Annotated in this window: 21 protein-coding genes; 9 read left to right on the top strand and 12 right to left on the bottom strand. The window is 68.5% G+C overall.

Annotation, left to right across the window (positions count from 1 at the left end; all coding sequences use genetic code 11):
• The 4 genes from AC2YHT_RS09620 to AC2YHT_RS09635 all read right to left on the bottom strand — a co-directional run.
• The coding region (locus AC2YHT_RS09620) for a biotin/lipoyl-containing protein (RefSeq protein WP_487289414.1) at nt 1-334 on the bottom strand (334 nt) is incomplete at its 3' end.
• A 147-nt stretch (nt 335-481) separates the two neighbouring features.
• Nucleotides 482-1,849, bottom strand: a complete 1,368-nt coding sequence (locus tag AC2YHT_RS09625) for a pyruvate dehydrogenase complex E1 component subunit beta (RefSeq protein WP_487289416.1) — start codon at nt 1,847-1,849, stop codon at nt 482-484.
• Nucleotides 1,846-2,877: a pyruvate dehydrogenase (acetyl-transferring) E1 component subunit alpha gene (gene pdhA, locus AC2YHT_RS09630; protein ID WP_487289417.1), complete on the bottom strand. Its 1,032-nt coding sequence runs from the start codon at nt 2,875-2,877 to the stop codon at nt 1,846-1,848. Before pdhA ends, AC2YHT_RS09625 begins: the two co-directional genes overlap by 4 nt.
• 175 nt (nt 2,878-3,052) lie before the next feature.
• On the bottom strand, nt 3,053-3,349 hold the full coding sequence (locus tag AC2YHT_RS09635) for an FtsB family cell division protein (RefSeq protein ID WP_058348879.1): 297 nt from the start codon (nt 3,347-3,349) through the stop codon (nt 3,053-3,055).
• Nucleotides 3,350-3,741: 392 nt separating this feature from the next.
• On the opposite strand from AC2YHT_RS09635, the gene AC2YHT_RS09640 reads away from it, so the two are divergent.
• Nucleotides 3,742-4,323 carry a hypothetical protein gene (locus AC2YHT_RS09640; RefSeq protein ID WP_487289419.1) on the top strand — a complete coding sequence of 194 codons (582 nt, stop codon included), beginning with the start codon at nt 3,742-3,744 and terminating at the stop codon, nt 4,321-4,323.
• A 35-nt stretch (nt 4,324-4,358) separates the two neighbouring features.
• The gene (locus AC2YHT_RS09645) at nt 4,359-5,249 is read left to right on the top strand and encodes an alpha/beta hydrolase (RefSeq protein WP_487289420.1); all 891 of its coding nucleotides are present in this window, start codon (nt 4,359-4,361) and stop codon (nt 5,247-5,249) included.
• A 75-nt stretch (nt 5,250-5,324) separates the two neighbouring features.
• On the opposite strand, the gene eno is transcribed toward AC2YHT_RS09645, so the two are convergent.
• The 5 genes from eno to secG all read right to left on the bottom strand — a co-directional run bounded on the left by eno (nt 5,325) and on the right by secG (nt 10,403).
• The gene (gene eno / locus AC2YHT_RS09650) at nt 5,325-6,605 is read right to left on the bottom strand and encodes a phosphopyruvate hydratase (RefSeq protein ID WP_487289421.1); all 1,281 of its coding nucleotides are present in this window, start codon (nt 6,603-6,605) and stop codon (nt 5,325-5,327) included.
• A 108-nt stretch (nt 6,606-6,713) separates the two neighbouring features.
• Entirely contained in the window at nt 6,714-7,715 is a 1,002-nt protein-coding gene (locus AC2YHT_RS09655; protein WP_487289422.1) for a retroviral-like aspartic protease family protein, read from the bottom strand.
• Between the two features lie 223 nt (nt 7,716-7,938).
• Nucleotides 7,939-8,121 (bottom strand): 50S ribosomal protein L32, encoded by a 183-nt coding sequence (gene rpmF / locus AC2YHT_RS09660; RefSeq protein ID WP_110122084.1) that lies wholly within the window; start codon nt 8,119-8,121, stop codon nt 7,939-7,941.
• Between the two features lie 115 nt (nt 8,122-8,236).
• Nucleotides 8,237-9,889, bottom strand: coding sequence for a CTP synthase (gene pyrG, locus AC2YHT_RS09665; protein WP_487289423.1), 1,653 nt, complete (start codon nt 9,887-9,889; stop codon nt 8,237-8,239).
• 88 nt (nt 9,890-9,977) lie between these two features.
• Nucleotides 9,978-10,403 (bottom strand): preprotein translocase subunit SecG, encoded by a 426-nt coding sequence (gene secG, locus AC2YHT_RS09670; RefSeq protein WP_487289424.1) that lies wholly within the window; start codon nt 10,401-10,403, stop codon nt 9,978-9,980.
• A 144-nt stretch (nt 10,404-10,547) separates the two neighbouring features.
• Between secG and AC2YHT_RS09675 the strand changes: the two genes are divergently transcribed.
• Nucleotides 10,548-11,063 (top strand): GNAT family N-acetyltransferase, encoded by a 516-nt coding sequence (locus AC2YHT_RS09675; protein WP_487289425.1) that lies wholly within the window; start codon nt 10,548-10,550, stop codon nt 11,061-11,063.
• Between the two features lie 894 nt (nt 11,064-11,957).
• On the opposite strand, the gene tpiA is transcribed toward AC2YHT_RS09675, so the two are convergent.
• A complete protein-coding gene (gene tpiA / locus AC2YHT_RS09680; RefSeq protein ID WP_487289426.1) occupies nt 11,958-12,719 on the bottom strand; it encodes a triose-phosphate isomerase in 762 nt (253 codons plus the stop codon).
• Nucleotides 12,720-12,882: 163 nt separating this feature from the next.
• Here tpiA and AC2YHT_RS09685 point away from each other — a divergent pair, with 163 nt between their 5' ends.
• Together AC2YHT_RS09685 and trpE are read left to right on the top strand one after the other, a co-directional pair.
• Nucleotides 12,883-14,859 carry a peptidylprolyl isomerase gene (locus AC2YHT_RS09685; RefSeq protein WP_487289427.1) on the top strand — a complete coding sequence of 659 codons (1,977 nt, stop codon included), beginning with the start codon at nt 12,883-12,885 and terminating at the stop codon, nt 14,857-14,859.
• Complete coding sequence (gene trpE, locus AC2YHT_RS09690) at nt 14,856-16,388, top strand: anthranilate synthase component I (RefSeq protein WP_487289428.1); 1,533 nt, start codon at nt 14,856-14,858, stop codon at nt 16,386-16,388. Before AC2YHT_RS09685 ends, trpE begins: the two co-directional genes overlap by 4 nt.
• Nucleotides 16,389-16,565: 177 nt before the next feature.
• Here trpE and AC2YHT_RS09695 read toward each other — a convergent pair whose 3' ends face one another.
• Both AC2YHT_RS09695 and AC2YHT_RS09700 read right to left on the bottom strand, forming a co-directional pair.
• Nucleotides 16,566-18,677 carry a multicopper oxidase family protein gene (locus AC2YHT_RS09695; RefSeq protein WP_487289429.1) on the bottom strand — a complete coding sequence of 704 codons (2,112 nt, stop codon included), beginning with the start codon at nt 18,675-18,677 and terminating at the stop codon, nt 16,566-16,568.
• Nucleotides 18,678-18,781: 104 nt separating this feature from the next.
• Nucleotides 18,782-18,988: a hypothetical protein gene (locus AC2YHT_RS09700; RefSeq protein WP_199228632.1), complete on the bottom strand. Its 207-nt coding sequence runs from the start codon at nt 18,986-18,988 to the stop codon at nt 18,782-18,784.
• 149 nt (nt 18,989-19,137) lie between these two features.
• On the opposite strand from AC2YHT_RS09700, the gene AC2YHT_RS09705 reads away from it, so the two are divergent.
• The 4 genes from AC2YHT_RS09705 to lepB all read left to right on the top strand — a co-directional run bounded on the left by AC2YHT_RS09705 (nt 19,138) and on the right by lepB (nt 22,607).
• Nucleotides 19,138-19,734: an anthranilate synthase component II gene (locus AC2YHT_RS09705; RefSeq protein WP_110122092.1), complete on the top strand. Its 597-nt coding sequence runs from the start codon at nt 19,138-19,140 to the stop codon at nt 19,732-19,734.
• A gap of 15 nt (nt 19,735-19,749) precedes the next feature.
• A complete protein-coding gene (gene trpD, locus AC2YHT_RS09710) occupies nt 19,750-20,778 on the top strand; it encodes an anthranilate phosphoribosyltransferase (RefSeq protein WP_487289431.1) in 1,029 nt (342 codons plus the stop codon).
• Nucleotides 20,775-21,563, top strand: a complete 789-nt coding sequence (gene trpC / locus AC2YHT_RS09715) for an indole-3-glycerol phosphate synthase TrpC (protein ID WP_487289432.1) — start codon at nt 20,775-20,777, stop codon at nt 21,561-21,563. The genes trpD and trpC overlap by 4 nt, the downstream gene beginning before the upstream one ends.
• Nucleotides 21,564-21,809: 246 nt before the next feature.
• Entirely contained in the window at nt 21,810-22,607 is a 798-nt protein-coding gene (lepB, locus tag AC2YHT_RS09720; RefSeq protein WP_487289433.1) for a signal peptidase I, read from the top strand.
• Nucleotides 22,608-22,808 lie beyond the last annotated feature (201 nt).

Below are 22,808 nucleotides of genomic sequence, written 5' to 3' on the forward strand. Positions count from 1 at the left end.
GCGCGGCGGCGGGAACCGCAGCAGCAGCGGCCTTCGGGGCCTCGGCGACAGCGGCGGCGGGCGCGGCGGTCGGAGCCGGCGCGGGGCTCTCGCCCTCGCCCGCCAGCTTGGCGATCAGCGCGTTGACCTTGACGTTCTCGGTCCCGGCGTCGACCAGGATGGCTTCGATCACGCCCTCATCGACGGCTTCGACTTCCATGGTCGCCTTGTCGGTCTCGATCTCGGCGATGACGTCGCCGGCCTTGACGGTGTCGCCGACCTTGACGTGCCACTTGGCGAGGGTGCCCTCTTCCATGGTGGGCGACAGGGCGGGCATCAGGATGTCGATCGACATTTGAGCTCTTTCCTCAAGCGTTCGGAACGATGTCGGCCCCGATGGTGTGCCGGGCCGTCGTCCTCGATACCCCGCCCTGGGGCGGGATGAATTCGTTGACCGAGACGATGCGGCCCCCGCCCGTCAGGAGCGGGGGCCGCGCCGGTCTCAGCGGTAGCAGACCGTCTTGGCCGCCTTGACGATCTTGTCGACCGACGGCAGCGACAGGGCTTCCAGGTTGGCCGCATAGGGCAGCGGCACGTCTTCCTGGTGCACCCGCAGCGGCGGGGCGTCCAGGTAGTCGAAGCCGAACTCCGTGATGCGGGCGACGATCTCGGCGCCGACGCCCATCGGGCCCCAGCCTTCCTCGACCGTGACCAGGCGGTTGGTCTTCTTGACGCTTTCCAGGACCGTGGCGTGGTCCATCGGGCGGATCGTCCGCAGGTCGACGACCTCGGCCGAGATGCCTTCGGCGGCCAGCGCTTCAGCGGCCTGCAGGGCGAAGCCCACCATGCGGCTATAGGCGACCAGGGTCACGTCCGTGCCCTGACGGCGGACCTTGGCCTTGCCGATCGGCACGACGTAGTCCTCGACGTCCGGGATGTCGAACTCGTGCCCGTACATCATCTCGTGTTCGAGGAAGACGATCGGGTTCGGGTCGCGGATGGCCGCTTTCAGCAGGCCCTTGGCGTCGGCCGCGTCGTACGGCGCGATGACCTTCAGGCCCGGGATGTTGCCGTACCAGGCCGCGTAGTCCTGGCTGTGCTGGGCGCCGACGCGCGAGGCCGCGCCGTTGGGGCCGCGGAACACGATCGACGACTTGATCTGGCCGCCCGACATGTACAGCGTCTTGGCCGCCGAGTTGATGATGTGGTCGATCGCCTGCATGGCGAAGTTCCAGGTCATGAACTCGACGATGGGCTTCAGGCCCGCCATCGCCGCGCCGACGCCCATGCCGGCGAAGCCGTGCTCGGTGATCGGGGTGTCGATGACGCGCTTGTCGCCGAACTCCTGCAGCAGCTCGCGGCTGACCTTGTAGGCGCCCTGATACTGAGCGACTTCCTCGCCCATCAGGAACACGCGGTCGTCGCGGCGCATCTCTTCGGCCATGGCGTCGCGCAGGGCGTCGCGCACGGTGATCTTCTTGGTCGGCGTACCTTCCGGCAGTTCCGGGTCCGCGAAGTTCGAAGCGGCGGCGATCGGGGCCGGAGCCGCGGCGACCGGAGCCGTCGAGGCCACCGGGGCGGCTTCGGCGACGACCGGGGCGGCGGCGGGAGCGGCCGACGCCGAGGCGCCGTCTTCACCCGCCAGCTTGGCGATCAGGGTGTTGACCTTGACGTTCTCCGAGCCGGCCGGAACGAGGATGGCCTCGATCACGCCTTCGTCGACGGCTTCGACTTCCATCGTCGCCTTGTCGGTTTCGATCTCGGCGATCACGTCGCCGGCCTTGATGGTGTCGCCTTCCTTGACGAGCCATTTGGCCAGGGTGCCTTCCTCCATGGTGGGGGAAAGCGCGGGCATCAGGATGTCCGTCACTCGGCGGCCTCCAGGTATACGTCGGTGTAGAGTTCGGAGGGATCCGGCTCGGGGCTGGTGCGGGCGAACTCGGCCGCTTCGGCCACGATGCGCTTCACTTCGCCGTCGACGGTCTTCAGATCGTCCTCGGTGACGCCGGCCGCGGCCAGGCGTTCCTTGATGTGGTCGATCGGATCGCGGGTCGTCTTGACCTCGTCGACCTCTTCCTTGGTGCGGTACTTGGCCGGGTCGGACATCGAGTGGCCGCGGTAGCGGTAGGTCTTCATCTCGAGGATGTAGGGACCCTGGCCGCTGCGGGCGTGCTCGCTGGCGCGGGCGCCGGCTTCACGCACGGCCACCACGTCCATGCCGTCGACTTCCTCGCCCGGGATCCGGAACGAGACGCCGCGCTTGTGGAAGGCGGTTTCCGACGCCGAACGCTCGACGCTGGTGCCCATGGCGTACTGGTTGTTCTCGATCACGTACACGACCGGCAGCTTCCACAGCTGGGCCATGTTGAAGCTCTCGTAGACCTGGCCTTGGTTGGCCGCGCCGTCGCCGAAGTAGGCGTAGGAGACGTTGCCGTTGCCCTTGTAGTGGTTGGCCAGCGCCAGGCCGGTGCCGAGCGCCACCTGGGCGCCGACGATGCCGTGGCCGCCGTAGAAGCCTGTCTCGATGTCGAACATGTGCATCGAGCCGCCCTTGCCGCGCGACGAACCGCCAGCGCGACCGGTGAGCTCGGCCATGACTTCCTTGGGATCCATGCCGGCGGCCAGCATGTGGCCGTGGTCACGGTAACCCGTGATGATCTGGTCGCCCTTGTGCTGGATCGACTGCATGCCGACCGCGATGGCTTCCTGACCGATGTAGAGGTGGCAGAACCCGCCGATCAGGCCCATGCCGTACAGCTGGCCGGCGCGCTCTTCAAAGCGGCGGATCAGCAGCATGTCCTGATAGAATTTGAGAAGCTCTTCCTTGCCGACGAAGGCGTTGACACCGGTGTCGGCGCCCTTCTCCGTCGAGGCTTCACCCTTGCGCGTTCGCGCCATTAAACTCTCCCTGGCCAATCACCATAACGGCCTTCATCTCAGAGGCTTCCGTCGCCGCCGCTGTGCGGCTTTCCGGCGCAGGATAGCGCTCATGTTGACGCCGAGACCGCCCTCCAGGCCGCAACCTGAAGTGTGGTCTACAAGACAGCCTCGGACCGGTGTGAACCGACCCAGCTCAGCGCTTGGTGCGGATCACGTAGTCCTTGGGATCGGCGTATCCAAGGAGGGAACGCGCACGTTCCTCCAGGAGATCGGCCGACAGGCTGCCGCTGCGTAATAGACGAGCCCGAGCCTCCAGGTCCATCCTCTCAGCGCGGATCTTCTTAAGTTCCATCGTCTTGGCGGCCAAGTCCGCGTTGCGTTGAGACGAGGAAAGCAGGCCTCTCTCGCCCGTCAGAGCGTGAAAGACGAAGTACGTGATCAGGAGAAGGAGCGCCGCGGTCGGCAGGTAGGGTTGCAGTCGAGCGAACATCGGCGAATCCCGGACAGGGAGGTTCAGGCTGCCAGAACGTGCTTAACACGGTCTAAATCCCCAACCCTGCAAGGGGCTTGCAAATAGCTCGCGAGCAGGCTCAAAATACTTTCAAATGAGACCGTTTCAGGGGCATCGAGATACCGCATCGCGGCATTTCGTTCGCAGCCGCGAGAACGGTTAAAACCTCTGTTTTTCTAAAGGCGGCCGAGCTTTTAGAAAAAATGTGGTCGGTCTTTTTTGATCGAACACCGGTCACGCCTGTTTTGAGGGCGCTCTCGCCTCAGAATCGCCGCTGTGACGCTTTTGACTTGCCACTTAAGATTGATCCGCCGCGCGCGCCGCGTGTGAAATCAGCGTCGGCAATGCGCCTCGAGGGGGAGAGAAACGACATGCTTCGCAGACACGCTCTGGCGGGCCTCGCCATCACCGCCCTGGCGCTGCCGGCGGCGGCCCGACAGCGCAGCGACGACGGCGTCGTGAAGGGCCGCAAGGGCGGGCCGAACATGATCAAGGGCGACCCGCCCAGACTCGACTTCGGCGGCGGACTGTTGATCCCGATGAACGCCTCGATCTTCAAGACCCTGTGGGAGGGCGAGGACCGCTGGGTGACCTACGGCCGATCGGTGGCTCGCCAGGAAACACGGGCCATGCAGCAGGCCGAAGTCGCCGCCACCGGCACGATGAAGCTGATGCTGCTGACCCAGGCCTTCGCGCCCGAACGCCTGGTGCGGTTCGAGACCTGCGGCTGGCGCGGCAAGACGGGCGACGCCAAGGACCTGGTGCTGGGCGAGATCGCCCTGCCCGGCCGCCCGGTGATGCCGACCACCGACCGCGTCAGCGGCGCGGCGACCGGCGCGGAGACCGACGGCCTGGGCGAGGACGCCTGGCACGCGGTGACCGGCTACATGGTCATGAAGAAGGACGTCACCCTGGCCGATGTGAAGGCCCGGGCGCAGCTGATCGAGGGCTGAGACGCTCGCTCTATTCCATGGTTGGAGACGCATCGATGGACCGCGACTGGAATCGCCGCCGGTTGATGGCGGCCGGCGGCGCGCTGGCCTTCGGCGCGGCAGCCGCGGCCAGAGCCGAGACCGCCCCGGAAGTCCTGCCCCTATGGCCCGGCCCCGCGCCGGGTGGAGAGCGCGTGACGGGCGAAGAGCGGCGCGTGGCCTACAACTGGCCCGACGGCCGCGTCGACTACAGCATCGAGGGCGTCACGCACCCGACGCTGACGCTCTATCCGCCGGCAGGGACCGCCAAGCCGAGGGCGGCGGTGCTGGTCATTCCCGGCGGCGGGTTCAGCAAGGTGGTGGCCGACAAGGAAGGGCACGAGGTCGCCCGCTGGCTGGCCGCCAACGGCGTTTACGCCGGCGTGCTGGTCTACCGACTGCCGAAGGAACCTTGGGCGGCCCGCTTCGACGCCCCGTTGCAGGACGCCCAGCGCGCGCTGCGCCTGCTGAGAAGCCGGACCAGCGCTCCCATGGTCGGCGCGCTGGGCTTCTCGGCCGGCGGAACCCTGGCCGCTGCCCTGGCTTCGCGGGGAGCCGCCGCGCTCTATCCGCCGGTCGATGGCCTGGACGCGGCCCCTTCCCTGCCCGACTTCATCGGCCTGGGCTATCCGTGGCTGACCCGGCCCAAGGCCCCGCCGCAGGCGACGCCCTTTCACGGCTTCGACGGCCCCACGAGGGCCTTCCTGTTCCACGCCGAGGACGATCCCAAGGTCTCGGCCGACAACAGCCGGGACGCGGCGCGCGACATCGTCGCCCTGGGCGGGACCGCCGAGCTGCACGTCTTCCCGACCGGCGGCCACGGCTTCGCCCTGCGCTCGCGCCCGCCGGCGCCGGAGACCGCCTGGGGCGGGCTGTTCCTGGCCTGGCTGGGCCGCCTGCCCGGCTGAGGATCGGACACGAAAAAGCGCGCCGGGCGGACCCGGCGCGCTCTTCTCGTTCAGCTTGGACCGCGGTCCGCCCGATCAGCGGCCCTTGAGGGCGGCGCGACCGGCGTAGACGCCTTGGTCTTCCAGCTGCTGCTCGATGCGCAGGAGCTGGTTGTACTTGGCCAGCCGGTCCGAACGGGCCAGCGAGCCGGTCTTGATCTGACCGCAGTTCAGGGCCACGGCCAGGTCGGCGATGGTGCTGTCCTCGGTCTCGCCCGAGCGGTGGCTCATGACGCTGGTGTAGCCGTGGCGGTGCGCCAGATCGACGGCGTCGATGGTTTCCGACAGCGTGCCGATCTGGTTGACCTTGACCAGGATCGAGTTGGCCAGGCCCTGGTCGAGGCCGATCTGCAGGCGCTTGGGGTTGGTCACGAACAGGTCGTCGCCGACCAGCTGGACCTTCTTGCCCAGGGTGTCGGTCAGCAGCTTCCAGCCGGCGAAATCGTCTTCGGCCATGCCGTCCTCGATCGAGGCGATCGGGAACTTGGAGACCAAGTCGGCCAGGTAGTCGACCATCTGGGCCGGGTCGAGCGACTTGCCCTCGCCTTCCAGCTCGTACTTGCCGTTCTTGAAGAACTCGGTGGAGGCGACGTCGAGGCCCAGCAGGAAGTCGTCGCCGGCCTTGTAGCCCGCGGCTTCACCGGCCTTGACGATGAAGTCGAGCGCGGCTTCGGCCGAGGCGAGGTTGGGAGCAAAGCCGCCTTCGTCGCCGACGTTGGTGTTGTGACCGGCGTCCTTCAGGGCCTTCTTCAGGCCGTGGAAGATCTCGGCGCCCATACGCAGGGCTTCGGAGAAGCTGGCCGCGCCGGTCGGCAGGATCATGAATTCCTGGATATCGATCGGATTGTCGGCGTGGGCGCCGCCGTTGATGATGTTCATCATCGGGGTCGGCAGGACGCGGGCGTTCACGCCGCCGATGTAGCGGTGCAGCGGCAGGCCGGCCGACTCGGCGGCGGCCTTGGCCACGGCGAGCGAGACGCCGAGGATGGCGTTGGCGCCCAGGCGGGCCTTGTTCGGCGTGCCGTCCAGGCCGATCAGCAGGCTGTCGATGCGACGCTGGTCTTCGGCGTCGACGCCCGACAGGGCGTCGAAGATCTCGCCGTTGACGGCTTCCACGGCCTGGCGGACGCCCTTGCCGAGGTAGCGCGACTTGTCGCCGTCACGCTTTTCGACGGCTTCGTGGGCGCCGGTCGAGGCGCCCGACGGCACCGCGGCGCGACCAAAGGCGCCGTCTTCGAGGACGACGTCGACCTCGACCGTCGGATTGCCGCGGCTATCGAGGATTTCGCGGGCGATGATGTCGACGATCTCGGTCATGGGAGCTCCCGAAAGAAAAGGCGCTTCCCCTTAGCCGCGACGCCGCTTCGCCGCAACCAAGACCGGCGTTCGGCAGGACCGAAGTTCCGTTGCGTCAGCGCTTTGTCGTCACGCCTGCAGGACCGGCGGCCCGCCCGAACCGAGGCGGAACAGCAGTTGCTCGGCGCCGAAGTCGAGCTCGACCCGGGCGAACAGCTTCAGCACGTCCACGCCCAGCAGCAGCGCCGGCTTCTCGTTGATCTTCCAGTGATCGAAGATGTGCAGGTCGGCGAAGACCACGGCTAGGTTGGTCATCCGCAGGTCGCCCATGTTCATCGACCGCAGGACCCGGTACTCGCCGATCGTCTCGCCGCCCGCCACGCCCAGCAGGCGCACGGCCAGGGCCGGATCGGCGCCCTTGCGGGCCTTGGCCTGGATGGCCTTGGACAGCGCCATGTTGCCGATCGACGAGCCGGCGCCGGAATCGATGAAGGCCAGGGTGCGGATGTTGTTGACCCGGCAGTTGACCACGGTGAGCCGCCCGAAGCGCTGGTCGGCCTCGATCTGCACCTCCTGGTTCCGTCTGGAGAACCGATACTCCGGCGTGCTGTGACGGACCTCCAGACGCTTTCGCTTGAAGTCCATGACCACCGAGCGGTCCTGCAGGATGTCGATCCCCAGCAGGCCGTCGCCGCCGACCCGCTCGGCCGCCAGCACCGGCAGTTCGACATCGGCCAGGCGCGCGTCGCCGGTGGACAGGTGGGCGATGCGGGCCGTCGGGGTGATCGCCGAGCCGCCGATGCCGTGGACGATGACGTCGCGACCACGCGGCAGGTCCAGGCGGGCGGCGAGCGTTTCGGAGATCACCGAGCGGTCGGCGCCGGAATCGACCACGAAGCGGTACTGGCCCTGACCGTTGATCTGGGTCTCGACGGTCATCCGTTCCGATTCGTCGATGCCGGTGTCGATGACGTAGAGCGGCAAGGCGGGCGTCGCCGGGGGCGGGACGACGGTCGGAGAAGCCAGCGAAACGGCCTGCGGCGCCTGGCCGGGGGAGAAGGCGTGGACGAGCGAGGGCGCGGCGGCGAACGATGCGCCGAGGCCGCACGCGAGGGTGCGACGCGTGAACATGGCGAACCTCCCAGTCCGCCGGAGTCAGATCGCGCCTTTGGCGCTGACCGCGCTCCTGGCTTTGTTGGGATCGTCCCTATGGCGACCCGGTGGCCACTCTAGCACCGCTTGGACCAACCCACGACGAAAAGCGCCGCCCAGGCGAGCTGGGCGGCGCTTTCGAAGCGTCAGACGCTAAATCCTGGAGCGCTCGCCGATTCGGCGGGCGCGTCCGAGAAAGACCTTAGTCTTCCTTCGGGGTCAGGATCTGCTTGCCGTTGTACAGGCCGGTCTTCAGATCGACGTGGTGCGGACGGCGCAGCTCGCCAGTGTCCTTGTCCTCGATGAACGAGTTAGCGCCCAGGGCGTGGTGCGACCGGCGCATGTTCCGGCGAGAAGGCGAAGTTTTTCTTTTGGGAACGGCCATCGAAGTGACTCTGCTCGCTGAGCGTGAAAATCGGAAGCGGCGACTCGGGAAAGCCCAGGTCGCCGCGTGAGGGCGCGCTTATGCCTGAATCTCTCCAGACATGCAACTCGCCAGTTCAGACCAGTCGACCGTGCTCCTTGGCCGCCGCGATGAAGCTGGCGAACAGGGGGTGCGGGGCGAACGGACGGCTCTTCAGTTCCGGGTGGAACTGAACGCCGATGAACCACGGATGGTCGTCGCGCTCGACGATCTCGGGCAGCACGCCGTCCGGAGAACGGCCGGTGAGCTTGAGCCCCGCCTCCTCCATCTTGTGGCTGTAGCCGATGTTGACCTCGTAGCGGTGACGATGGCGCTCGACGATGTCGGTCTCGCCATAGATCTCGGCGACCTTGGAGCCCTGCTGCAGGACGGCGTCATAGGCGCCCAGGCGCATGGTGCCGCCCAGGTCGTCACCGGCCTTGCGCGAGACCATCTCGTTGCCCTTGATCCACTCGGTCATCAGGCCGACGACCGGGCGCTCGGTGGGACCGAATTCGCTGGAGCTGGCGTCGGTGATGCCCGCGACGTTGCGCAGGGTCTCGATGACGGCCATCTGCATGCCGAAGCAGATGCCGAAGTACGGCACCTTGCGCTCGCGGGCGAACTGGGCCGCCCGAATCTTGCCTTCCGCGCCGCGCTCGCCGAAGCCGCCGGGCACCATGATGGCGTGGGCGTTCTCGAGACGGGCCGCGGCCGCGTTCTCGTCGCCCTCGAAGGTCTCGCTCTCGACCCAGTCGAGGTTGACCTTGACCTTGTTGGCGAGACCGCCGTGGTGCAGGGCCTCGATGAGGGACTTATAGGCGTCCTTCAGCACGGTGTACTTGCCGACGACGGCGATGGTCACCTCGCCGTCCGGATGCTGGACGGTGTGGTCGATGGCCTCCCAGCGCGACAGGTCGGGCTTGGGCGCGTCGTGCATGCCGAAGACGTCGAGCACTTCGGCGTCGAGGCCTTCCTTGTGATAGTCGATCGGCACCGCGTAGATCGAGGCGCTGTCCATGGCCTGGATCACGGCGCTGGGGCGCACGTTGCAGAACTGGGCGATCTTGCGCTTTTCCTCGACCGGAATGTCCTGCTCGCAGCGGCAGAGCAGGATGTCCGGCTGGATGCCGATCGAGCGCAGTTCCTTGACCGAGTGCTGGGTCGGCTTGGTCTTCATCTCGCCGGCCGTCTTGATGAACGGCAGCAGGGTGAGGTGCACGTAGCAGCTCTGGCCGCGCGGCAGGTCCTGGCGAAGTTGGCGGATGGCCTCGAAGAACGGCAGGCCCTCGATGTCGCCGACCGTGCCGCCGATCTCGACGAGCACGAAGTCGACGGCCTTCTTGCCGGTCTCGTCCATGGCGGGCGAGAGGACGAAGTCCTTGATCTCGTTGGTGACGTGCGGAATCACCTGGACGGTCGCGCCCAGATAGTCGCCGCGGCGCTCCTTCTCGATGATCGTCTTGTAGATCTGGCCGGTCGTGATGTTGTCGGCCTTCTTGGCCGACACGCCGGTGAAGCGCTCGTAGTGCCCCAGATCCAGGTCCGTCTCGGCCCCGTCGTCGGTGACGAACACCTCGCCGTGCTGATACGGGCTCATGGTGCCCGGATCGACGTTCAGATAGGGGTCGAGCTTGCGCAGGCGGACGGTGTAACCGCGAGCCTGCAGGAGAGCGCCGAGCGCTGCGGAGGCGAGGCCTTTTCCAAGGGAGGAAACCACGCCGCCGGTGATGAAAATGTACCGCGTCATGGGCGCTCAGATTACCCGCGATTCGGCGATCGCGGCGAAAAGACCGACGTTCATAAACAAGTTTCGCTTCCGAGCCTGACCCCCGCCCTTATTGGGCGGGGGTCTGAGCCGGAGCCGGAGCAGTCGTGACCGGAGCCGCGGGCGCCGGAGCGCCGAGCTGCGGGGTCGGGGCCTGGATCGGCGCCGGCGCGGTCGTGGCGGGAGCGGCCGGGGTCGCGGGCGCGTTCAGGGTCTTGGTGTCGAGATTATCGATCTTCAGCTTATCGACGACCGAATCAGCGCTGCCGATGCGACCCGTCAGAATGGTCAGCACCAGGCTGATGACCAGGAACACCGAGAACAGGATCCAGGTCATCCGGGTCATGAAGTCGCCGGCGCCGCGGGCGGTCATGAAGCTGCCCGCCCCACCGCCGCCCATGCCGAGCGCGCCGCCTTCCGAACGCTGGAGCAGCACGAAGCCGATCAGCGCGATGCAGACGATGATGTTGATGGCCAGCAGGATGGCGATGAGCATGACGAAACAGTTCTCGATTCAGTGCAGTCAGAGGACCGGCTGCGAAAAACGAAGCGGCCCCTCTACCACTACCGGCGCGCGCACGCCATAGGTGGGGCGACGGCCTGCCAACTCAAGTTCCCCCAATCCAGTTTTAGGGCGCGCATGATTCTCGAGACCGAACGCCTCACCCTGAAGCCCCTGGTCGCCGAAGACGCCCCGCTGATCTATCCGTTCCTCAGCGATCCGGAACTGATGGCGCACTGGGACCGGGCGCCGCTGGAGGATCCCGACGAGGTCGCCGCCTGCGTGGTCGGCCAGGTCGAGGACATGCAGGCCGGGACCGCGCTCTACTGGACCATCCGCCTGACCGCGACCGGCGCCTTCGTCGGCGCCTGCGAGTTCGTCGAGATCGACGAGCGCCGCCACCGGGCCGAACTGCGCTTCATCGTGGCCCGCGAGGCCTGGGGCAACGGCTACGCCCAGGAGGCGGTCAGCGCCCTCCTCGCCCACGCCGCCGCCAGCGACCTCAAGCACGTGGTCGCCCGCACCCAGGTCGGCGACGCCCGGGCCGAGAAGCTGCTGGAACGCCTGGGCTTCAAGGGCGCGGCCTATCTGAAGGGCCAGGTGGATCGGGACGGCGAGCGCCGGGACGGGCGGCTGTACGGGTTGGAGCTGTAGGATCCTTCTCCCCTTGCGGGAGAAGGTGGCGGCCGAAGGCCGTCGGATGAGGGGTCTCTCAAACTTGAGACGCATCACCCGGCCTGACCGCCGCACGCAGCGTTGGGTTCTGAGAGACCCCTCACCCGACCCTGCTCCGCAGGGCCACCCTCTCCCGCAAGGGGAGAGGGAACGGGTTTATGGCCCCGCGCTTTCGCTGCGAGTGGATAAAGGGGAGCGGAGCGCCCGGGCGACGCCCGGAGGTGTGTAGACAGATACCGTTTCGACGAAGCCCTTGCGCTCCGCGCGGTCGTTGGACTGCCGGCTTCCCGGGCGGCGGCGCTCTTAACGCCTTACCAGGACCGCCTTCGAGGTTTCCCTTTCAAGCGGCGACGAGGAGAGGGGTGCTCTGTAATCCTCGCCCAAGCCGACGGCGGGCGGGCCTGGCCAGCGCCAGGTCCCCGGACGCGACGGATCTTCCCAATCCGCCCCAGTCCCGCTCGATCGCATCCCGCCGCCGCATGGTCGCTGGCCGCGCGCCCCTTCGGTGCGGCGAGACCCAGTGATTATGCGGGTGGTTTGAGCGCGTCTGATCCAGAGCGGTGAGAAAGTTGCAAGGGGTTGGATTAATTGGGATTCATGACGCGATCGTCGGGGATAGACGCTCGCCAATCCCCATCAGCCCAACCCAACACCGCCTTCCTGGGCCTTGTGCCCAGGATCCATCGTTCAACTGCTCAGACCTGTCGAGGACGGCCGAGGTTTGAGCGGTCGCCGGCATGGGCCCTCGCCACAGGGGGCGAGGGAGGCGGAGTGGGGCGGTGAAAAGCCTGGGTCCCCGCTTTCGCGGGGATTTTACGGAAGGGGGATGCGCAGAACCCGGCCTCCCCTCCCCCCCTCAACCGGAAACCGAAATCAGGCCGCCCGGATGATCGCCAGGAAGTCCGCGGCCTTCAGCGAGGCGCCGCCGACCAGGGCGCCGCCGACTTCCTCGGTGGCCAGGATTTCGGCGGCGTTGTCGGGCTTCACCGAGCCGCCGTAGAGGATCGGCACGGCCGCGCCCTGGTCGCCGAAGCGCTCGACCAGGATGGCGCGGATGGCCTTGTGGATGGCGGTGATGTCGGCCGGGGTCGGGGTCAGGCCCGAGCCGATGGCCCAGACGGGCTCGTAGGCGACGGCGAAGGCCTGGCCCGCCAGGCCGGCCGGCAGCGAGTTGCGAATCTGGCCGGTGACGATCGACTCGGCGTCGCCGGCCTCGCGCTGGGCCAGGGTCTCGCCGCAGCAGATGATCGGCTCCAACCCGGCCGCCAGGGCGGCCTCGACCTTGGCCGAGACCAGTTCACAGGTTTCGCCGTAGCCGCCGCGCCGCTCGGAGTGGCCGAGAATCACCAGCCGGGCGCCGGCGTCGACCAGCATCGCGGCCGAGACATCGCCAGTGTAGGCGCCCTGCGGGGCGGGATGGCAGTCCTGGCCGCCGACGATCACCGTTTCGCCCGAAAGCGTTTCGGCCATGCGGTGCAGCAAGGTGGCGGGCGGACAAATGGCGACTCGGGCGGCCGGAGGGGCCTCGGCGACCGCCGCGGCGACGGCCCTGGCCTCGTCCAGCGAGGCCTCGAGGCCGAACATCTTCCAATTTCCGGCGATCAACGGCCGGGGCGTCGTCAGAGAAACGGTCATGAGAGTGGCTTTGGGGACGTGGTCCCTTCGGAAGTCAAGTCCGCTTCGGCTTGCTCACTCGCCTTGGCCTCTACTATACCCGCTTGCTCGCATCGAGTGCGTCGCCGTGGCGGCCGTCCGTGCGAACGACATCGGGCGAAACTCAGAAGGTAGTTCCAACGTCATGCTCGCCGGTTTTCGCTCCCTCGCTAAATCGCCCTTCGCGGTCGTCCTGTTCGGCCTGCTGATCGTCAGCTTCGCCGTCTTCGGCATCAGCGACGTCTTCAAGCGCTCGCCCGCCGCCGACGTGGTCGACGTCGGCGCGCGCAAGGTCACGCCCGAGGACTTCAAGAGCCGCTTCGACACCTATCGCCGCCAGCTCGAGAGCCAGGGCCAGAGCCTGACGCCCGACGAGGCCGTCGCGCGCGGCGTGGACCGCCAGATGGTCCAGGAGCTGGCGCTGCAGGAATCGATGGCCGAGCTGATCGCCAAGATGGGCGTGCGCCCGTCCGAGACGCTGATCGCCACCACCCTGCACAAGCAGATGAGCGAGCTGCCGGCCGGCCAGCGCCCATTCAACCCGATCACCGGCCAGTTCGACAAGGACGCCTATCAGCGCCTGCTGGCCGAGAACAACCTGACCCCGACCCGCTTCGAGGCCTCGCTGCGCGACGACATCGCCCAGTCGCAGTTCTACGCCAGCGTCGCCAACGGCCTGCGCACGCCGCGCATCTATTCGGCCCTGCAGGCCGTCTACGGCCTGGAAAGCCGCGACCTGGCCGCCTTCGCGATCAACCCGGCCAGCGTGCCGCAGCCGGCCGCGCCGACCGACGCCCAGCTGCAGGCCTTCATGAAGGAAAACGCCGCCGCCCTGACGCGTCCCGAGACGCGCCAGCTGGCGATCGTGCGCTTCAGCGCCAAGGCCCTGGAGCCGACCGTGAGCGTCGACCCGGCCGAGGTTCAGAAGACCTTCGACTTCCGCAAGGACACCCTGGCCGCGCCGGAAACCCGCTCGCTGATCCAGATCGTCGCCCCGGACGCCAAGGCCGCCGCCGCCATCGCCGAGCGCTTGCGCAAGGGCGAGGATCCGGCCGCCGTCGCCAAGGCCTATGGCAAGACCCCGGTGGTCATCGCCGACAAGCCCAAGACCGCCCTGCCCGACCGCAAGGTCGCCGACGCCGCCTTCTCGCTGGCCGAGGGCCAGGTCAGCCCGCCGATCGCGGGCGAGCTGGGCCAGTCGGTGATCAAGCTGACCAAGATCACCCCGGCCAAGGCCGCTTCGCTGGAAGCCGCCCGTCCGAAGATCGAGGCCGACCTGCGCGTCCAGAACGCCCAGGCCAAGGCCTATGAGCAGACCCAGACCTATCAGGACGCCCGCGACGCCGGCGCCAACGTCATCGACGCCGCCGGCAAGGCCGCCGCCCTGGTGGTCACCAGCCCCCCGATCACGGCCCAGGGCACGGACCTGGCCGGCCAGCCCTTCGCCGGCCTGACGCCGGACGTGCTGAAGACCGCCTTCGCTCTGCCGAACGGCGGCGAAAGCGACCTGATCGAGGCCGAGAAGGGCGAGTACTTCGCCGTCCGAGTCGAGAAGGTGATCCCCGCCGCCCTGCCCCCGCTGGCCGAGATCAAGGGTCCGCTGGCCAACCAGTGGATGCTGCAGGAGCTGTCCAAGCGCCTGAAGGCCAAGGCCGACGAACTGGCCGCGCGCGTCCGCAAGGGCGAGTCGCTGGACAGCGTCGCCGCCGCCGCCGGCTCGAAGGTGCAGAAGGTGGCCGGCCTGTCGCGCGAGAACGCCCGCCAGTACCAAGCCCTGGGCCGCGACCTGCTGATCGGCGCCTTCAACGCCAAGCCGGGCGAGGTGTTCACCGCCCGCGCCCCGGCCGCGCCGAACGCGCCGCAGCTGACCTATGTGGTCGGCCGCATCGAGGGCGTACACACCGGCGACGCCGCCGAGATCGCCCGCGCCACCGAGACCCTGCGTCCGCAGACCAGCATGGCCTACATGCGCGACGTGGGTCAGGCCAGCCGCGTGGCCGCCATGGCCAAGCTGAAGCCGAAGACCAACCTGACCCTGGCCCGCCAGGCCCTCGGCGTCGACACCGACGCCTTGGCCAAGAGCGGCAAGGACACGGCCACGAAGCCGGGCGCGGCTCAATGAGCCTCGAGCCGGGCTTCGACGCCTTCGCGGCCGGCTACGACGCCGGCCTCCCGCAGCTGGTCTGGACGCGGCTGATCGACGATCTGGAGACCCCGGTCTCGGCCTATCTGAAGATCGGCCACGGCCGGCCCTACGCCTTCCTGTTCGAGAGCGTCGAGGGCGGCGCCTGGCGCGGCCGCTATTCGATCGTGGCGATGAAGCCGGACGTGGTGTGGCGCTGCCGCGGCGATCAGGCCGAGATCGCCCGCGACGGCGACATCGCCGCCGGCCGCTTCACGCCGCTGGAAGGCGGCGCGCTGGACAGCCTGCGCGACCTGATCGCCCAGTCGAAGATGGAGCTGCCGGCCGGCCTGCCGCCGATGGCGGCGGGGATCTTCGGCGCGCTGGGCTACGATACGGTGCGCCTGGTCGAGAAGCTGCCGGACATCAATCCCGACAGCCTGGGCCTGCCCGACGGCATCATGACCCGGCCCTCGATCGTGGCCGTGTTCGACGCCATCGCCCAGGAGATCGTGCTGACCACGACGGCGCGTCCGACCCCCGGCGTGTCGGCCAAGGACGCCTATGCGGCGGCCCGCGAGCGTATCGAGACGGTGATGGCCGATCTGCGCCGTCCGCTGGCCCACGACGCCCCGCGCGCGCCGCAGGGTCCGATGGAGTTCACCACCCCGGTCAGCCGCGAGGACTATCGCGAGGTGGTCGAGAAGGCCAAGGAGTACATCCGGGCCGGCGACATCTTCCAGGTGGTGCCCAGCCACCGCTTCCGCGCGCCCTTCGGCCTGGACGCCTTCGCGCTCTACCGCTCGCTGCGCCGGACCAACCCGTCGCCGTTCCTGTTCTTCCTGGACCTGGACGGCTTCAACCTGGTGGGCTCCAGCCCGGAGATCCTGGTCCGCCTGCGCGACGGCAAGATCACCATCCGCCCGATCGCCGGCACCCGCCCCCGCGGCGCCACGCCGGAAGAAGACCTTCGGCTCGAGCAGGAGCTGCTGGCCGATCCCAAGGAGCGGTCCGAGCACCTGATGCTGCTGGACCTGGGCCGTAACGACGTGGGCCGCGTGGCCATGCTCGGCCAGGCCGGCAGCAACAGCAGTTCCAAGGGCAAGCACGCCAACGTGCGCGTCACCGACAGCTTCACGATCGAGCGCTACAGCCACGTGATGCACATCGTCTCGAACGTCGAGGGCAATGCGCCCGAGAACGTCGATCCGGTGGACGTGCTGATGGCCGCCCTGCCCGCCGGCACCCTGTCGGGCGCGCCCAAGGTGCGGGCGATGGAGATCATCGACGAACTGGAGGTCGAGAAGCGCGGCATCGGCTACGCCGGCGCCGTGGGCTACATCGGCGCCGACGGCTCGGTGGACACCTGCATCGTGCTGCGCACGGCCCTGGTCAAGGACGGCATGATGTACGTCCAGGCCGGCGGCGGGGTGGTCGCCGACAGCGACGCCGACGCCGAGTACGACGAGACCCTGCACAAGTCCCGCGCCCTCAAGCGCGCCGCCGAGGAAGCCTGGCGCTTCGCCTGACCTCCTCCTGGCTTTCTGGCGTTCGGAAAAGACGAAGGCGGCGATCCTCGCGGGTCGCCGCCTTTTTCTCGCGTGCGTGGTCCTCGCCCTTCGACAAGCTCAGGGTGAGGACCATTTCGTAGGCCGCGCAGTAGAAACCCTCATCCTGAGCCTGTCGAAGAACGAGGGGCTCTTTCCTTAGTGGTCCATATGCCCCGGGGGACGGGCCGCGCCTTCCGGCCCGGCGACGTCGGTCAGGCCATGGCCCAGGGCGATCGGCTTGCCGTCGGGACCGCGATCGGCCACGCGGACCATCTCCATCATGCCTTTGTCCTCGTGGTTGAGGATGTGGCAGTGCAGGACGAAGTCGCCGATGTAGCGGGCGTAGTGGCTGCGCACCTTCACCACGACGCCCGGCTCGACGAACAGGGTGTCCTTGAAGACGCCCGTCAGGCCGAAATATTCCGAGTTCGGATCCTTGGTCAGGTCGACGCCGTCCTTGGTGGCCGATTCCAGCTCGAACGGATTGACGTGGATGTGGAACGGGTGGCCGACCTTGAAGTCGGTCTTCTGCACCGACAGCGTCCAGCGGTCGGTGTCGCCCAGCACCAGGGTGCGCGAAAAGTCGTTGGGATCGAAGCGCTTGACGTCGGTGTCGGTGCGGCCGATGCCCGGCCCCGACTTGCCGCCCGGCTTGGACGGCGGCGCCTGCAGCGAGAAGACCAGGGTCTGCTCGTTGTCGATCTTGTCGGCCAGCAGGGTCGGGTGCGGCGAGAACGACGCCAGGGTCAGGTCGCGGCGCAGGTCCGCGACGACCTGCTCCTTCAGTGTCGCGTCGGTGATCGGCAGGTTGCTGGCGGCGTTGACCAGCAGCGTCCTGACCTGGTCGGCCGGCGGCGCGACCGGGCCGGCGCCGGGCGCGACCTCGACCACGAACAGCAGCTGACGACGCTCGGCGCTGCCCTCGACGCCCGACTGCTGGACGTTCACCAGCTCGTCGATAACGCAGTAGGAGCCGGGCTCGGCGAAGGCCACCAGCAGGTCGCTGCGATAGCCAGGCTGCATGACCGTGGACTTGCGCTCCAGCACCTTCTGGCGGGTCAGGCCGTCGGCGGCGATCTCGAACTGCGACACCGCCTCGCTGGAGGGCGCGCATTCCTTGGCGATCAGCGCGTCCTGGCCCAGCGGCCCGACCTTGGCCAGGGCGGCCAGCGGGCTGGTTCCGATGCGCTTGCGGATCGAGATCTTGACCGTGTCGGACACCCCGCCGTGGATGAACCGCCAGCGTTCCGGCGCGCCGGCGACGGCCTTCTGGTTCAGGGTCTCCAGCGTGGCGCCGTTGACGGTGGTGAAGCGGCCGGAGTTGGACCAGTTGCCACCGCCGATGATGTCGTAGCTGTCGAGCACGCCGGTCTCGCCTGCGTCGCAGTACCAGTTCTTACGCGACGGCGCGAGGATGCGGGCCTTGGGTTTGCCCTCGGCGTCACGGCAAGCGTACTGGATCTGCTGCAGCACGAAGACGTGGTCGGGCGACTTGGCCAGCAGCACGTCGACGTCGCCCGGCACCACCTTGCGGGCCGGCATGTCGCCGCCGGCCTCGACCACGCGCGGCAGCCGGTCGCCCTTGATCACCAGCGCGCCGACCAGGCCGCTGGAGACCTGGATCGCCGTCGAGCCGTGGACGTGCGGGTGGTACCAGAAGGTGCCGGCCGGGTGGTCGCCCGGGATGTTGTACTCGTACTCGTAGGTGAAGGTCGGATTGGGCGGCAGCTGGCGCAGGACGTTGTCGCTGATCCCCGCCGGGCTCACCCACAGGCCGTGGCTGTGAAGGTTGGTGGTGTTGAAGCAGTGCGGCTCGTTGATATCCTCGGGGTGGCCGGGGCAGTTGGCCTCGGCCGGCAGCAGGTTGCGGATCTTGACCCGCACCGTCTGGCCCGGACGCGACACCAGGGCCGGCGCCACATAGGGCCGGCCGGGCTGCGACGGATGCAGGCGGTCCTGATAGGCCCGCAGCTCGACGTCGTCGAAGGCGCCCTCGTACTTGTCCTTGCCGACCTGCTTGCCGCTGTTGGGGTTCCAAATCTTGGCCTTCAGCAGGACGATGTCGAGATTGGCCTCGACCTCGTCGCCCTTGGGCGGCGGGGCCGGCACGGCGCCGAACTGCTTCAGCGGCGACTCGGGCGGGGCTTCGCCCGGCGCGACCATGGTGAGGATCGGCGGATCGGAGACGGGGGCGGCCTGCGCCCAGGCCGCTCCGGCCGGCAGGGCGAGGGCAAGCGCCGCTCCGCCCAAGAGTCCGAGTTGTCGCATGTGCACCCCCGTGCATCCCAAAGATGCGGGAGGCTGGGCGCATCGCTTCGGTAGATCAAGTCGGATTCACAACCTTGGGAACCCATTTTGAGCAGCCGAGGCCTTTAGTCGCCCAAGCGCTCCTTGGGCAGGTGCTGGGTGACGGCCGGCGGGGCCAGGACCATCACGGCCGCGAAGCTGACGGCGGCGCTGGCCGCGAAGGCGGCGGCCATCAGCACCGGCATGATCCGCTGACGCCGGCGCGGCGCGCGCAGCAGGGCGCGAGCGTAGGACAGGGCGGCGGTGTCGAGGGCGGAATCAGCGACGGACATGCGGGAAATCATGCCCGATCGCGCCCCGGTGGCAACGGCCCGGCGGCGCGGCTGTTCGCCGCTAGGCCCCGAAACAGAAAAACTCTCTCCGTAAAGGGATGACGCGCCGCCCCTGCCCGGACTAGAAGCGAGGCCTGAAAGGCGGCGTCATGATCCTGGTCATCGATAACTACGACAGCTTCACCTACAACCTCGTGCATTACCTGAACGAGCTGGGGGCCGAGACCGTCGTCCATCGCAACGACGACCTGACGGTGCAGGAGGCCCTGGGCCTGAAGCCGCAGGCGGTTCTGCTGTCGCCGGGTCCCAAGGCCCCCGATCAGGCGGGCATCTGCCTGCCGCTGCTGCGCGGCGCGCCCGACGATCTGGCGATCCTGGGCGTCTGCCTGGGCCACCAGGCCATTGGCCAGGCCTACGGCGGCGAAGTGGTGCGGGCCAAGGAGGTCATGCACGGCAAGACCAGCCCGATCCGCCACGCCAACAAGGGCATCTTCAAGGACCTGCCCGACCCGTTCACCGCCACCCGCTATCACAGCCTGGCCGTGCGCCGCGAAGACCTGCCGGCCGAGCTGGAGGTCACCGCCTGGACCGCCGACGGCGAGATCATGGGCGTGCAGCACCGCACCCGCCCGGTGCATGGCGTGCAGTTCCACCCCGAATCCATCGCCACCGAGGGCGGCCACCAGTTGCTGGCCAACTTCCTCGACCTGGCCGGCGTGCGCCGCGACGCCCAGATCTGGGTCTAGGACGGGGCCAAGCACATGTCCGACGCCTTCAAGCCCCTGCTGGCCAAGCTGGCCGACGGCCAGACCCTTTCGGAAGACGACGCCGAGGTCTTCTTCAGCGCCTGCCTGCGCGGCGAACCGACCCCGGCCCAGGTGGCCGCGGCGGTCACCGCCATGCGCCTGCGCGGCGAGACCGTGGGCGAGATCGCCGCCTGCGCCCGCGCCATGCGCCGCGCCGCCGTGCACCTGGAACACCCCTATGACGTGGTCGACGTCTGCGGCACCGGCGGCGACGGCCTCCACACCCTGAACATCTCCACCGCCGTGGGCTTCGTCGCCGCTGGCGGGGGCCTGAAGGTGGCCAAGCACGGCAACCGCGCGGTGACGTCCAAGTCGGGCACCGCCGACGTTCTGGCGGCCCTGGGCGTCAATATCGACGCGACGCTGGTCCAGCAGCGCGCCGCGCTCGACAGCGCCGGCATCTGCTTCCTGTTCGCCCAGTCGCACCACGGGGCGATGAAGCACGTGGCCCCGATCCGCCAGCAGCTGGGCTTCCGCACCATCTTCAACCTCTTGGGTCCGCTGACCAATCCGGCCGGCGCCAAGCGGCAGGTGGTGGGGGTTTCGGCCCCGCGCTTCGTCGAGCCGATCGCCCGCGCGCTCGGAGCCCTGGGCGCTGAGCGCGCCTGGTCGGTGCACGGCGGCGGAATGGACGAGCTGACCATCACCGGCGAGACCGAGGTGGCCGAATGGCGCGAGGGGGCGATCCGCCTCTTCACCATCACGCCCGAGGCCGTGGGCCTGCAGCGCGCCTCGCTGGCCGAGATCACCGGCGGCGATCCGGCCTTCAACGCCGCGGCCCTGACTCGCCTGCTCGACGGCGAGACCGGCGCCTATCGCGACATCGTGCTCCTCAACGCCGCCGCTGCCTTCCTGGTGGCCGACAAGGTCGAGACCCTGCGCGAAGGCGTTGAGTTGGCCGGCGCCGTGCTCGACGACGGCCGCGCCAAGGCCGCCCTCGCCGGCCTCGTGGCCGCCACCAACGCCGAACCTGTGACCGCATGACCGACATTCTCGCCAAGATCGCCGACTACAAGCGCGAGGACGTCGCCGGTCGGAAGGCCGTGCGCTCGCAGGCCGAGGTCGAGGCCGCCGCCAAGACCGCTTCGGCGCCGCGCGGCTTCAAGGCGGCGCTGGAGGCCAAGCACGCGCCCGGCAAGCTTTCCCTGATCGCCGAGATCAAGAAGGCCTCGCCGTCCAAGGGCCTGATCCGCGCCGACTTCGATCCGCCCGTGCTGGCGAAAGCCTATGAGGACGGCGGCGCGGCCTGTCTTTCCGTGCTGACCGACGGCCCGAGCTTCCAGGGCGCGGACGAATACCTCGTGGCCGCCCGCGCGGCGACCGCCCTGCCCTGCATCCGCAAGGATTTCCTGGTCGATCCCTGGCAGGTGGCCGAGAGCCGCGCCCTGGGCGCCGACGCCATACTGGTGATCCTGGCGATGATCGACGACACGCTGGCCGCCGAACTGATGGCCGAGGCCGCGCGCCTGGGGATGGACGCCCTGGTCGAGGTGCACGACGAGGCCGAGACCGAGCGGGCCGGCAAGCTGGGCGCGACGCTGTTCGGGGTCAACAACCGCGACCTCAAGAGCTTCGTCGTCGACCTGGCCGTCACCGAGCGCCTGGCCAAGCTGGCCCCGGCCGGCTCGCTGCTGGTCACCGAGAGCGGCCTCTTCACCCATGCCGACGTGGTGCGGATGGAGGCCTGCGGGGCCACCGCCATGCTGGTGGGCGAAAGCCTGATGCGCCAGGCCGACGTCACGGCCGCCACGCGCGAGCTGATCGGCTAGGGCCGTCAGAGACTAGTAGATCCGTTCTTCCCCGCGAAGGCGGGGATCCAAGCAGACTCTCATGCTGGGGCGCGCTCGTCGATTGGCCCGCCGCCTCAGCTTGGATCCCCGCCTTCGCGGGGAAGAACGGAATTGAGAGCGCAGATCAGAGATCACGGCCCGGCACTCACATAACGCCGCTCGGCCACGTTTCGGCCAAGCTGTCGCGGATCATCACCCCTGAACACCGATCGAGGGGCTTTTCGCATGACCACCGGCAAGACGTCGCTTCGCTCGAAACTGGGCGCGCATCTGATCGACTGGGCCAGGACCCTGGCGCTGACGGCGGCCATCGTGCTGGTGCCGCGCACGGTGCTGTGCCAGCCGTTCGTGATCCCGTCCGGCTCGATGGAGCCGACCCTGCTGGTCGGCGACCGCATCCTGGTCAACAAGTTCGCCTATGGCTGGAGCCGCCATTCGGCGCCGTTCAGCCCGCAGATCGGCCATGGCCGGCTGATGGGGCGCGAGCCCCGGCGCGGCGACGTGGTGGTGTTCAAGAAACCGGGCGACGGCCGCACCGATGTCATCAAGCGCCTGGTCGGCCTGCCGGGCGACGAGCTGCAAGTGGTGGACGGGGTGCTGCGCATCAACGGCGCGCCGGTCGTCCAGCAGCCTCTGGGGACGCGCATGGAGGACACCCCGTTCGGCGTGCTGCCCGCCGAACGCTTCGTCGAGACCCTGCCGGGCGGCAAGACGCATCTGGCCAACAGCTACGGCCCGCGCACGGCGGCCGGCAACACCGCCGTCTATCGCGTGCCCGAGGGCTGCTACTTCATGATGGGCGACAACCGCGACAACTCGCTCGACAGCCGCTTCGACCCCGGCCCGATCCCGGCCGGCCAGGCCCGCTGCGCCTGGAACCCGGCGGTGGACGCCAATCTGCCGTCGCAGATCGGCATGGGCTTCGTGCCGTTCGAGAATCTGGTCGGCCGGGCCGAGATGGTGGTGTTCTCGTGGGAAAGCGGCGCCGGCCCGCGATGGAATCGGTCGTTCCAGCGGCTGTGAATCGGTCTGCGCGCGCCGGGAATCGCGGTCTCGGCGGCGATATTCTCGCGGGCCGGGGCGCGACGCGATCGCACCGTCTACGGAAAATCGCGGCTCGGTTCGCCGTCGCGGCCCGATAAGGCCGACTGAGAACGGCGGACTTATCCGGCGTAAAATCAGTCATTTAGGACCCGGGTCCTGATACGCGCGGCGCAAGCGAAT

Source organism: Caulobacter sp. SRI_008 (assembly GCF_057586355.1).